Source organism: Flavobacterium zhairuonense (assembly GCF_004352915.1).
In the GTDB taxonomy this organism is placed as follows: Bacteria; Bacteroidota; Bacteroidia; order Flavobacteriales; family Flavobacteriaceae; genus Flavobacterium; species Flavobacterium zhairuonense.
The window spans coordinates 91,461-104,902 of sequence record NZ_SJSY01000069.1 but is presented as its reverse complement, the minus strand read 5'-3'; the positions used below and the strand labels follow the sequence as shown (position 1 = coordinate 104,902).

General features: G+C 33.8%; 10 protein-coding genes. 8 read left to right on the top strand and 2 right to left on the bottom strand.

Annotated elements, in window-relative coordinates; genetic code table 11:
* Positions 1-94: 94 nt before the first annotated feature.
* The 6 genes from EYY60_RS07230 to EYY60_RS07205 all read left to right on the top strand — a co-directional run bounded on the left by EYY60_RS07230 (position 95) and on the right by EYY60_RS07205 (position 7,376).
* Positions 95-1,726: a phenylalanine--tRNA ligase subunit alpha gene (locus EYY60_RS07230; protein WP_132988715.1), complete on the top strand. Its 1,632-nt coding sequence runs from the start codon at positions 95-97 to the stop codon at positions 1,724-1,726.
* Complete coding sequence (locus EYY60_RS07225) at positions 1,726-2,727, top strand: vWA domain-containing protein (RefSeq protein WP_132988714.1); 1,002 nt, start codon at positions 1,726-1,728, stop codon at positions 2,725-2,727. Before EYY60_RS07230 ends, EYY60_RS07225 begins: the two co-directional genes overlap by 1 nt.
* Positions 2,728-2,777: 50 nt before the next feature.
* Complete coding sequence (locus EYY60_RS07220; protein ID WP_132988713.1) at positions 2,778-3,812, top strand: vWA domain-containing protein; 1,035 nt, start codon at positions 2,778-2,780, stop codon at positions 3,810-3,812.
* A 143-nt stretch (positions 3,813-3,955) separates the two neighbouring features.
* Positions 3,956-4,723 carry a tetratricopeptide repeat protein gene (locus tag EYY60_RS07215; RefSeq protein WP_132988712.1) on the top strand — a complete coding sequence of 256 codons (768 nt, stop codon included), beginning with the start codon at positions 3,956-3,958 and terminating at the stop codon, positions 4,721-4,723.
* A gap of 115 nt (positions 4,724-4,838) precedes the next feature.
* Complete coding sequence (locus EYY60_RS07210) at positions 4,839-6,593, top strand: BatD family protein (RefSeq protein ID WP_132988711.1); 1,755 nt, start codon at positions 4,839-4,841, stop codon at positions 6,591-6,593.
* A gap of 39 nt (positions 6,594-6,632) precedes the next feature.
* Positions 6,633-7,376, top strand: coding sequence for a tetratricopeptide repeat protein (locus EYY60_RS07205; protein ID WP_132988710.1), 744 nt, complete (start codon positions 6,633-6,635; stop codon positions 7,374-7,376).
* Positions 7,377-7,514: 138 nt separating this feature from the next.
* Here EYY60_RS07205 and EYY60_RS07200 read toward each other — a convergent pair whose 3' ends face one another.
* Together EYY60_RS07200 and EYY60_RS07195 are read right to left on the bottom strand one after the other, a co-directional pair.
* Complete coding sequence (locus EYY60_RS07200; RefSeq protein WP_132988709.1) at positions 7,515-8,084, bottom strand: 5-formyltetrahydrofolate cyclo-ligase; 570 nt, start codon at positions 8,082-8,084, stop codon at positions 7,515-7,517.
* A complete protein-coding gene (locus EYY60_RS07195) occupies positions 8,071-9,051 on the bottom strand; it encodes a succinylglutamate desuccinylase/aspartoacylase family protein (RefSeq protein ID WP_132988708.1) in 981 nt (326 codons plus the stop codon). The genes EYY60_RS07200 and EYY60_RS07195 overlap by 14 nt, the downstream gene beginning before the upstream one ends.
* A 134-nt stretch (positions 9,052-9,185) precedes the next feature.
* Between EYY60_RS07195 and uvrC the strand changes: the two genes are divergently transcribed.
* Positions 9,186-10,979: an excinuclease ABC subunit UvrC gene (uvrC, locus tag EYY60_RS07190; protein ID WP_132988707.1), complete on the top strand. Its 1,794-nt coding sequence runs from the start codon at positions 9,186-9,188 to the stop codon at positions 10,977-10,979.
* A 9-nt stretch (positions 10,980-10,988) separates the two neighbouring features.
* Positions 10,989-13,271, top strand: a complete 2,283-nt coding sequence (locus EYY60_RS07185) for a patatin-like phospholipase family protein (protein ID WP_132988706.1) — start codon at positions 10,989-10,991, stop codon at positions 13,269-13,271.
* The last annotated feature ends 171 nt before the right edge of the window (positions 13,272-13,442 follow it).

Below are 13,442 nucleotides of genomic sequence, written 5' to 3'. Positions count from 1 at the left end.
CAATAATTCCAAAAATATAATCCGCTTAAACTGTGTCATCCGTGTTCCATTTTTAAGCTTTAGTTTTAGACTAGAATCTGAAATCAAAAATCAAATGAAATTAAAATTTTACATATTTCTATTTTTGCTTACATCGGCGGTTTTTGCACAGCAAAAACAGGTAGAAACAAGTATTGATACCACAAAAAACAAAATTGGTGCCGAGTTTAAACTTACACTTAAAACAGTCGTAAGCTCAAAATCGAAAGTTGTTTTTCCTCAACCAAAAACTATTGGTTCATTAGAGGTTATTCAATCTTATCCAATTGATACAGTTAAGAAAAACGACACGTATGAATTGATTAAGAAATATGGCTTAACGCAATTTGATTCAGGAAAATATACTATTTCGCCAGTTCAAATTTTAATTGACAAAAAACCTTATTTATCAGATTCAATCAAAGTTGAAGTTGCCGCTGTAAAAGTTGATACATTACAGCAAAAAATGTATGATATCAAAGATATTTCTACAGCAGATAGCAGTTTTGGAAATTGGTGGCTCTATATTGTATTACTTATAATTATTCTTGGAATAGGCGCTTTCGTTTATTGGGATACTAAAAAACGTCAGAAGAAAAAAATCGAGGAAGAAGTTTATAAAACACCCATTGAAAAAGCAACTAGTTTACTTAATAGCCTAGAGTCAAAAGAGCTCATTCAAAAAGGTGAAATCAAGGAATACTATAGTGAATTGACTGATATTGCAAGAAATTATATTGAAGAGGCAATTCATATTCCAGCAATGGAAAGCACAACATCCGAGTTGATTGCAGCGATCAAAACCGCATCAACGAAAAAGAAAATGACTTTGACTCCAGAAACGGTTGAAAATCTAGAACGTGTTCTCCGTCAAGCGGATTTGGTAAAATTTGCTAAATCAAAACCTCTTGATTTTGAAATTACCGATGACCGAAACAAAATTCAGAAAGTAATTTTAACGCTAGATAATGCAATTCCGACAGAAGTTCCATCTGAAGAAGATGAATTACTGAACGAAGCACAAAGACAAAAACAAATCAAACTTCAGCTGAAGAAACAAAGAAACAAACGAATTGTTCTTGCTGCAGGATCTGTTGCGGTCTTACTGTTTTTAACAATGGCGTTTTTTATCGCTACCAAAGGTTTCACCGCTGTAAAAGATACAGTTTTATTGCACCCAACTAAACGTCTTTTAGAAAGCGAATGGGTAAAAAGCGAATATGGAAACCCAGGTGTTTTAATTGAAACGCCACAAGTTTTAAAACGTATGGATACTCAAAAAGTGCTTCCAAAAGACGCTATGGCTCTGATTAAAGAAATGCAACTTTTTGTTTACGGAAGCATGATTGAAAATTTCTATGTCGCGGTTTCAACCACTAAATTTAAAACTCCAACCGATATCGATTTATCAAAAGCTTTAGAAGGTTCATTAAAAATTATTGAATCTCAAGGCGGTCAAAATATTATTGTAAAACAAGAGGATTACCAGACTAATGAAGGTGTGCAAGGTATAAAAGGATACGGCACAATGACGGTAATAAATCCAGCTACAAAAACCAGTTCAAAAGTATATTATGAAATTCTTATTTTCAAGCAAGAACAAGGGTTGCAGCAAATTGTTATTTCACACGAAGAAGGCGACACTTATGCCAACACAATTACAGACCGAATTTTAAATTCCGTTGAACTTAAAAAAGCAAGCAACTAATGGGAAAAATCACTTTTTTAAATCCAGAATTCTTTTGGCTTTTTCTTCTGATTCCAGTTGTAATTGCTTGGTATTTTTGGAAACGCAACCAGCAGTCGGCTACTTTAAAAATGAGTTCGACGCAAGGTTTCAAAAACAGTGAATCGCTGTTGGTGAAATTAAAGCCTTCTTTATACGTTTTTAGAATTATAGCATTATGTTCTTTGATTATTGCTTTGGCAAGACCACGAACAGTTGATATCAGCAATCAAACTAAAACAACAAAAGGAATTGATATTGTAATGGCAATTGACGTTTCTGGGAGTATGCTCGCAAAAGATTTAAAGCCAAACCGTATGGAAGCTTTAAAAAGAGTTGCAGCAGACTTTGTTGGAGAAAGACCAAATGACAGGATCGGTTTAGTTTTATACGCATCAGAAGCGTATACAAAAACGCCTGTTACAAGCGATAAAGCGATCATTTTGGAAGCAATAAAGGAAATCAAATACGATACTGCTTTACAAGATGGAACTGGAATTGGAATGGGATTGGCAACCGCCGTAAACAGACTAAAAGACAGTAAAGCAAAAAGCCGAGTTATTATTTTATTGACAGACGGTGTAAATAATGCCGGATTTATTGAACCTGAAACTGCAGCTGATATTGCAAAACAATACGGAATTAAAGTTTACACAATTGGTTTAGGAACAAACGGAATGGCTGAATCGCCTTATGCATACGGGCCAAATGGTGGTTTCTTGTTCAAAATGCAAAAAGTAGAAATCGACGAGCAATTAATGAAAAGTATTGCCCGCAAAACTGATGGGACGTATTTTAGAGCAACAAGTAACGATCGATTAGCTCAGATTTACAATTCGATCAATAAATTAGAAACAACAGAAATCCAAGAATTAAAATTCTACGATTACGACGAAAAATACAGAATGTTCGTTGCATTGGCAGTCTTTTTATTATTGCTGGAAGTTGGTTTAAGAAATACAGTTTACAGAAGCTTCATTTAATTTTAGATTAAAAAAATCTAAAATCTAAATTCAGAAATCTAAAATTTAAAATGGAATTAGACGAAAAAAAATATTTATACCTTTTATTTTTACTGCCAATCGTGGTATGCATTTTTCTTTTCAATGTGTATTGGAAACGAAAAAAGCAACGCGAATTCGGTGATTTAGAAATGGTCAAAAAACTGAGCCCTGAAAGTTCTGTTTTTAAACCAATTCTAAAATTATCAATTATACTTCTAGCGCTTACTTGTTTGATTATAGGACTCGTAAATCCGAAGATTGGAACAAAAATGGAAACCGTAAAACGTGAAGGTATTGATATTGTTTTTGCGGTCGATGTTTCTAAAAGTATGCTTGCCGAAGATGTTGCACCAAGCCGTCTGGAGAAAAGCAAGCAAATTGTTTCGCAAATCATAAATCAATTAGGAAGTGACAGGATTGGAATTGTTGCCTACGCAGGAAGTGCTTTCCCCGTTTTGCCAATTACTTCTGATTACAGCGTTGCAAAAATGTTCTTACAAAGCATGAGTCCAGATATGGTATCATCACAAGGAACTTCGCTTGATGAAGCCATCCGATTATCATCGACTTATTTTGATGAAAAGAGCAAAACAAGCAAATTGCTTATCCTGATTTCTGATGGAGAAGATCACTCCGAAGGTGCAACAGCTGCAGCCGAAGAAGCGAACAAAATTGGAATGAAAATCATCACAATTGGTATTGGAACTGAAAAAGGAGGCACAATTCCATTGAAAGAAAACGGTATTGTTAGAAACCACCAAAGAGATCAAAACGGAGAAATTGTTATTACAAAACTGAATCAAGAAGGTTTAAAAACTATTGCAAAAGCAACAAAAGGAGGTTATGTTTACGGCGGTAATACAAAAGAAGTTTTAGATTACATTAAAAACGCCCTAAACAACATTCAAAAAACAGAATTCGAAGCAACGCAAATGGCCGAGTTTCAATCACAATTTCAATGGTTCCTTGGGTTTGCTTTTCTATTACTATTCTTAGATATTTTCCTTTTGGAGAGAAAAACAAATTGGATAAAAGAGTTGAATTTATTTAACGAAAAGAAATAATAAAGTTCGCCACTAATTACACGAATTTAAACGAAAACAGCCACTTTGAACAAATCTGTTTTGTGAAATTCAAAAAATATGAAAACGATTAATTAGTGATAATTGGTGAAATTCGTGGCAACCAAAAAAAATAAAAATTTAGAATGAAAAATTTACTTCTTTATATTTTACTAACGTTTTCTTTAGCAGTTTCTGCTCAAGAAAAAGACAAAACATTGCCAGACGGGAACGAAGAATATAAACAGAATAAATTTGTTGATGCCGAAGCGAACTATAGAATTTCGCAATCAAAATTTCCAAATAAAGCTACCGCTTCATACAATTTAGGAAATACAATTTACAGACAAAACCAAATTGCCGAAGCCAAATTTGCTTTCGCTAAAGCAATAAAAAACGCAAAAACAAGACCTGAAAAACATAAAGCTTATCACAATTTAGGGAATGTTTTCATGAAAGAGAAAGATTATACGCAAGCTGTAGAAGCCTATAAACAAGCATTGCGAAATGATCCAACCGACGATGAAACTCGATACAATTATGCTTTGGCCAAACAAAAGCTCAAAGAAAATCCTCCTAAAAACGACAACAAAGACAAAAATAAGGACAAAGACAAGGACAAGGATAAAAATAAAGATAAGGACAAAGACAAGGACAAAAATAAGGACAAGGACAAAGATAAAAAAGACGACAAAGGCGATCCTGACAAGGATAAAAAAGATGGTAAAAACGATCCTAAAAAAGACGACAAGTCTGATAATAACGGACAGCCAAAACCACAGCCTGGAGGAATATCTAAAGAACGCGTTCAAAATTTATTAGATGCCGTTAACAATGAAGAGAAAAAAATTCAAGACAAGGTAAACGCGCAAAAAGTAAAAGGAAGTCCGAAAAAAGCAGAAAAAGACTGGTAGGATTTTTGGGTTAATCGTTTAACCGTTTATTTGATAAAACAAATAAACGGTTAAACGATTAAACAATATAAAAAAGGATTAAACGGTTAAAACAAATAAACGATTAAACAACTTAATGAAAAGATTTTTAATTTTATTTCTATTCACTTTTCAAGGACTTTTGGCACAAGTTCAATTTGAAGCCAGAGTCAGCAAAAATACGCTCGGGCTAAATGAGCGAATTCGAATTGACTTCATCATGAATGTTGATGGAGACAACTTTGAACAGCCTAATTTTGATGGATTTAAAGTTGTAGCAGGACCAAGTCAGCAAATAAGCCAATCTTGGATCAACGGACGTAGTTCTTTTCAAAAAATCTATTCTTATATACTGCAACCTACTCAAAAAGGAAATGTTGTCATCAAACAAGCTGCCATTGAATTCAATGGACAAGTGTATAAAACATCTCCTATAAAAGTTGTGGTTACAAATGCTGTTGCTCAGGAAAGAGATCCGAACGACAGGCAACAACAAGGAGGTCAAGGAAGCGAAACATTAAATCTCGTTGCCGAAATTTCAAAAACAAATCCATATTTGAATGAGCCAATTACAGTGGTTTACAAATTATATTTCAACAATATTGGCGTTAACGGCTTTAAAGAATTGGCAAAACCAAAATATAATGATTTCTGGAATCAGAATATCGAAATCAAACAATTGGCAATCGAAGAAGGAAGTTTTCAAGGTCAAAGATGTTATTTTGTGATTTTGAAAAAAACGATTTTGTATCCTCAAAAATCTGGCAAATTAACCATCGAACCACTTTCATTAGACATTGGTGTAGAATTGCCTACAGATCGTCGAAATATGTTTGGTCAGATGATCACAACAATGGATAATAAAGTAGTTTCGGCTGGAGCCAAAACAATAAACGTACGACCACTTCCTGAAACTGGAAAACCAGCAGATTTCAGCGGAGCAGTAGGGAAATTCAACTTTATTGTTACGCCATCTAAAACAAGTGTAAAAAGCGGAGAAAGCTTAGATTTAGTTGTGAGCGCTTCTGGAACCGGAAATATGAAATTGTTTACATTGCCAAAACCAGTTGTGCCAAATGCATTAGAAATGTACGATCCTGTTCATGACGAAAAAGTTACGACTTCGCTAACTGGAATGTCTGGAAGAATATCTGACAAGTACACTATTATTCCGCAGTACAAAGGAAAATACATTATTAAACCAATGCAGTTTTCTTATTTCGATTTAAGCACAGGTTCATACAAAACGATCACTTCGCAAGAAATTGCAATTGATGTTTTAGACGGACCAATGCAAGCCGAAGCAAACAGCACTGCAAATGCGGCGAAAAATGTGATTTCAAAAACAGATCAGTTTAAGTACATCAAATCAAAAACCACCTTGGTCTCGGTTGTTAAAGATGATTTTTATGGTTCTGATTTGTATTATGCATTATTGTTTGCGCCTTTCATCATTTTGCCAATTATCATTATTGCTAAGAAGAAAAAAGAAGCAATTGACGGCGATGTAACAGGAAACCGAATCAAGATGAACAATAAGCTGGCTAAGAAATATTTATCTGAAGCTAAAAAGCAACTTAACAATAAAGAAGCATTCTATATTGCACTGGAAAAAGCAATGCACAATTTCCTTAAAGCAAAACTGCATATTGAAACCTCAGAAATGAGCAAAGACAATATTCGCGAGTTACTGTTGTCTCGAAATGCAAATCCAGAATCAGTTGTAAGTTTTATTAATTTGACTGAAAACTGCGAATTTGCACGATATGCTCCGGCATCAAGCGCTTCCATTCAGCAAGATTTCGATAAAGCTGTTCTGATCATTTCAGAATTAGAAAAACAGATTGTTTAAACCTATTAAAACAAACCTAACAGGTTTTAAAAAAACAAAATGAAAAACATAGTATATCTCTTTTTATTAATCACACAGGTTTTCTTTGCTCAACGCTTTGAAAAAGGAAACGCTATGTATCAAAGAGGCAATTATCAGGAAGCTATTCAGGCATATGAAGCTGTTATAAAAGAAAACAAACAACATTCAGCGGAGTTATATTTTAATTTAGCAAATAGCTATTACAAGCTTAATAAAGTAGCTCCGGCAATTTACAATTACGAAAAGGCATTAGTTTTAAAACCTCATGATCAAGATGTGTTGAATAACTTAAAATTTGCCAAAAAGCTAACAATCGACGAGATAAAAGAAGTTCCGAAAGTAGGCTTTGCAAAACTAATTCAGAACTTTACTGGCATTTTTGATTATAATACTTGGGCCAAAATCTCTGTTGGAATCGCATTTCTTTTTCTTTTGAGTTTTATCGGGTATTATTTTTCACAAATTACGCTTACAAAAAGAATCTATTTTATTGGAATGTTTGTTCTTTTAATTGTTTTGGGATTAAGCGTTTCTGCAGGAATGTCTGAAAAAAGTCATTTTGACAATGATCGCCCAGCAATTGTTTTTGCAGAATTAAGCGAAGTTCGAAGCGAACCACAAAAAGGCGGTGCTGCAATTTTCTTATTACATGAAGGTGCAAAAGTTTATGTAACCGAAGTTTTGGGGCAATGGAAAAAAATCGAATTAACTGATGGAACCGAAGGTTGGATTGATGGTTCGACAATCAAAGAAGTGAAATAGATTTTTAAAATCTCAAAATAAAAAATCCCAAATTCCAATTCAAAATTGAAGTTTGGGATTTTGTTTTTTGGTTTAAATCATATAAGTAATATAAGTAAATATAATTTGAAATGCGTCTCTACAGAACATTCCGTAAAATTAAAATATGTATATTTTCTCAGGCGTCACGCAATAATCCAGTTTTATATCCGATTCAAAAACATCGTCAATCTGATTTACGGCTTCAAAAAATGAAAGACCAATTTTTATGGTTTCTGGTCTACATTCAGATAGGAATTTATCATAAAAACCTTTTCCGTAACCAACGCGATTTCCATATTCATCAAAAGCCAAAAGCGGCACAAAAACCACATCAATATTTGAACTCTGAACTTGAAGCCCGTTTACAGGTTCTGGAATATTAAATTCATTCTTTTTTATCTTAGTATTATCCGTTAAAAGAAAATGTGTCATTTGGCGTGTTTCAAAATCACTTTTCGAAATCACAATTTCTTTGTCTTTTCCAGAAAGCAAATGCAGGACAAATTCCGTATCAACTTCCTTATGCTCTACTATTGGAAGAAAAACATGGAAATAGGTTTTATCCCAAATGGGCAACTGAATTAAATTATTGGCAACAGCCAGACTTTTTTCTTCAATTTCCTCTTCAGAAAGTGTTTTACGAAGATTTTTATAATGTAGTCTTAGTTCTTTTTTATTCGTCGCCATCTATAGGGCTATTTTTAGATAAATGATAAATTGCGTCGCCCTCGTATACAATAGGGGAATGATTAGCATTGATTACAAATCCATCGTGAGGCGCTTTTACTTTTTGTTCAAATTTCCCAAACGGATCTGTAATAATAGCCAAGATAGTACCTTTGGTCACAAATTTTCCAATCAAATTAAAATCGTGTAGCAAACCTGAACATTTCGCTCTAAGCCAGAACGAATATTTTATATAAATAGAAGGCATTGGCGCTGCTTCGACAAGCTGTTTTGAGTCGAGCATTTCCAAATAATGCAATAGTCGTTTTACTCCCAGAACGCCTTCATTGGCAATATCATTATTGATGTCCAAAGATTTTCCACCTTCGAAAAGCAGCATTTTTACATTGGCACTTTCAGAAGTTTTTCTAAAAGAGCCACTTATATTTTTAGAATACAAAGTGAAAGGTGCATTAAAAACATCGGCCAAGACTTTTAATTCGGGATTATTCTCGGTGATTCTAATTTGCGGAGCGTTAAATCTGCTGGCGCCTCCGGCATGAAAATCAACTGCATAATCGAGAATTGGCAAAATTTCTTCGACAATATGATAAGCAAAACGGCTTGCGAGCGAACCTTTTTTGCTTCCCGGAAAAACTCGGTTTAAATCACGTCCGTCAGGAAACTCGCGCGACTTATTTACAAAACCATACATATTGATAATTGGAATACAAATAATAGTTCCTTTTGCCGGCTTGTTTATTTTTTTGCTGATAATTTGCCTCACGATTTCTACTCCGTTTATTTCGTCGCCATGAATTCCGGCCGAAAATAAAACAACTGGGCCTTCAATTTTTGAACGGCGCACAATTACTGGAATATTCAGTTTTGTTGTAGTATGCAATCTTGCAATTTCAACATTAATTGTTCTATTTTCTCCCGGCAAAATTGTTTCGTCGAAAATAACTAAGGGCTTACTATTTTTCATGCAGAATTATAAAAGCTAAATATAGAAATTATTCTTTTGATTTCGTAAATTTGATTCTAAATCAGTGTTAAGCTTTTTTCAGAAATTGAAATGATTTTTGAACGCTTTTTCACAATCTTCAGAAACAAAACAGAATGCAAAAACCGTCCTTAGATCTTCAAATTCTTACCTTGCCAGATAATCCGGGCGTTTATCAATATTACGATAAAGACGGGAAGATCTTATACGTTGGGAAAGCCAAAAATTTAAAAAAAAGGGTTTCTTCCTATTTCAATAAAATTCACGATACAGCCAAAACGAATGTCTTGGTCAAAAAAATCGTAACGATAAAACACATTGTCGTTCCAACTGAAACCGATGCGCTTTTATTGGAAAACAATCTAATCAAAACTTTACAGCCGCGTTATAATGTATTGCTTCGTGATGACAAAAGTTATCCTTGGATTTGTATTAAAAAAGAACCCTTTTCGAGAATATTTTCAACACGAAGAATGGTTAAAGACGGCTCAGAGTATTTTGGCCCTTATACAAATTTCAAAACGGTTCACACGATTTTGGAATTAATCAAAGAATTATATCCTTTGCGAACTTGCAATTACGATTTAAGCAAATCCAATATTGATTCTGGCAAATTTAAAGTTTGCTTGGAATATCATATTGGCAATTGCAAAGGTCCGTGCGAAGGTTTGGAACCGCTGGAAGAATACCAAAGACAAGTCAATGCGATTCGTGAAATCTTGAAAGGAAACTTCAAAGAAAGTTTAAAGGACTTCAAAAAGATAATGAATAATTATGCGCAAAATCTGCAATTTGAAGAGGCGCAAAAAATCAAAGAAAAAATTGAAGTTTTGGAGAATTATCAATCCAAATCGACCATCATCAATCCAAAAATTACGAATGTTGATGTTTTTTCAATTGTTTCTGACGAAAGCGCCGCTTATGTAAACTTTCTGCAAATTTCTCATGGATCAATTATTCGTTCGCATACATTGGAAATGAAGAAAAAGCTGGACGAAAGTGACGAAGAATTATTGGAACTTGCTATTATTGAACTTCGCGAACGTTTTGAGTTATTATCAAAAGAAATAATTGTTCCGTTTGAAATTGATTTAGGCGAAAACATCAAAACAACCGTTCCGCAGCTTGGAGACAAAAAACAGATTTTGGATTTGTCAATTCGGAATGCAAAATTCTACCGAATTGAACAATTAAAGCAATTGCAAATTGTAGATCCGGACAGACATACGAACCGAATCATGGCGCAAATGCAAAAAGATCTGCGTTTGCCAGTTGAACCACGTCACATTGAATGTTTTGATAACTCCAATATTCAAGGAACAAATCCGGTAGCGGCTTGTGTGGTTTTTAAAGATGGAAAACCAAGCAAAAAAGATTATCGCCACTTTAATGTAAAAACAGTTGAAGGTCCAGATGATTTTGCTTCGATGACCGAAATCGTCGGCAGACGTTACAAAAGATTATTAGAAGAAAATGAACCTTTGCCTCAATTAATTATTATTGATGGTGGAAAAGGACAGCTTTCGGCAGCATTAAAAAGTATAGACGAATTAGGTTTGCGTGGTAAAATTGCCATTATTGGAATTGCAAAACGTCTTGAAGAACTTTTTTATCCAGGCGATTCCATTCCATTATATTTGGACAAAAAGTCTGAAACTTTAAAGGTAATTCAGCAATTGCGTAACGAAGCGCATCGTTTTGGAATTACATTTCACCGTGACAAACGAAGCAAAGCCGCACTAAATTCATCGGTCGAAAGCATTCCTGGAATTGGCGAAAAAACAATGACAACTTTGATTCAACATTTTAAGAGTGTTAAAAGATTAAAATTAGCGACAGAAAAAGAAATTTCTGATGTTATTGGGGTTTCAAAAGCCAAAAAAATTGTCGACTTTTACAAAACCAACTAGCTGTTTTTTATGTACTTTAAAAAAGTGTTCATTTCAAATGTTCGGTCAAAAGGATTTCTTTCCAAATTTATCTGGAACACGGTTGTCGTACTTTTTGCCTTACTTCTTCTTCCTGAAAAAACTCTTTCACAGGACCTAAAACAAGACAGTCTGAAAAGACCAAAAATTGGTTTGGTTTTAAGTGGTGGCGGCGCAAAAGGTTTTGCACATATTGGCGTTTTAAAAGTTTTAGAAGAAGCTGGAATTAAAATCGATTATATTGGAGGAACTAGTATGGGAGCTGTAATTGGCGGGCTTTATGCTACTGGTTATAACGCTACGCAAATTGATTCTATTTTTAAAAAAACCAATTTTGATGAATTGATAAACGATTATATTCCGCGTTCATCAAAAAACTTTTATGGTAAAAAAAATGACGAATTATACGCTATTACATTGCCTTTCAGTAATTTCAGAATCGGAATTCCTGAAGCGCTTTCAAAAGGAATGTACAATTACAACCTTTTAAGCAGTTTGACTAGAAATATACGTCATGTTCGAGACTTTAATAATTTGCCTACTCCATTTTTGTGTATCGCAACAAATATCGAAACCGGTGAAGAGGTGTTGCTCAATAAAGGAAATTTAGTACAAGCAATGATGGCCAGCGCCGCATTTCCTTCTTTATTCACACCTGTTGAAATTGATGGAAAACTGCTTGTTGATGGTGGCGTTGTAAACAATTATCCAATTCAAGAAGTCCGTAATCTAGGTGCCGACATTATCATTGGAGTTGATGTACAGGATGATTTACAGAACAGAAAAGGCCTGAAAAATGCAACTAGAATTTTGGTTCAGATCACAAATCTGCAGTCAATTGAGAAAATGAAAAGCAAAAGAAAGGAAACTGATATTTACATCAAACCAGATATTCGTGATTTTGGCGTAATTTCATTTGATCGAGGCGAAGAAATTATCCGAAAAGGCGAAGAAGCAACTTTTGCAGTTTATGAAAAAATCAAAACATTAGTAACCGAAGAAACTTTTTATAAAAAACCAAGACTAGAAGTCAGCTCCGATACTTTAGAAATTCAAAAAATCAATGTCGATAAATTAGACAATTATACGAAGGAATATATTAACGGAAAATTGCGTTTCAAACCGGAAAGCACCATTACATATGATGATTTAAAAACCGGAATAAATAATTTGGATGCAACCCAAAACTTTAGCACAATTTCATATTGCCTACAACCAGGAGATGAAAACAAAGATAATTTAGATCTAGTGCTGAAAGAAAACCCAACGCAGACTTACTTAAAACTCGGACTTCATTACGATGGACTTTATAAAAGTGCAATCTTATTAAACTTAACGCACAAAAAGACCTTCATGAAAAATGACGTTACCTCCTTAGATATTATTTTAGGAGATAATTTCAGATATGATTTTAATTATTATATCGAAAACGGATTCAATATCAGCTTTGGTTTCCGTTCAAGACTAAATCAGTTTAATCGAAATGTAACGACAAGCATTAGCAAACTTGAACAATCAAATCCTGATGTCAATCTTATTAATGTTGATTTTTTTGACCTTAGCAATCAAGCTTATTTTCAAACCATCTTTGTCCAAAAATTCCTTATGGGCGGAGGTTTAGAATATAAATATTTAAAAATCAATACGCCAACACTTGCAAACGAAGGCAATGTAATAGACAAAAGCAATTACTTCAGTGTTTTTGGGTATTTGAAATATGATTCCTTAGACAAGAAAACCTTTCCGCGTTCAGGATTATATTTCTCCGGTGATGTGCAAACTTATTTAGCATCATCTGATTATACTAATGCTTTTAAGCCGTTTTCGATGGCTAAGGCCGAAATTGCATTTGCTAAAACATTATTTAGACGAGCAACTTTTAAAATTGGTGCTGATGCCGGATTTAATATAGGAAGCGACAGCGTACCCTTTTTCGATTATATTTTGGGAGGTTATGGCTACAGTAAAATCAACAACTTCAATTATTTCTACGGTTACGACTTTCTAAGTATTTCAGGCAACAGTTATATAAAAACTGATATTACGCTGGATTATGAGCTTTTCAAGAAAAACCACGTTAACTTTTCTGCGAACTTTGCCAATCTAGGCGATGATATTTTCAAAACAGTAGACTGGATTTCAATGCCAAAATATACAGGTTATGCTTTAGGTTATGGATTAGAAACCATCATTGGCCCTATAGAAATCAAACAATCATGGTCTCCAGAAATGTCAAAAAGCTTTACTTGGTTTAGTATAGGATTTTTATTTTAGCATTTCAGCAAAGAATTCCTCAATAAAATAGCGGTATTTTTTTGCTATCAAAAATTTATATCAAAAAAATTAAAATAATTAGTGTTATAAATAATATAATTTATAATTTTACTCGGCAAAAATTACGACATTTGTTATAATGAAAACAAATTGGACAGGTTTATTAGAGTA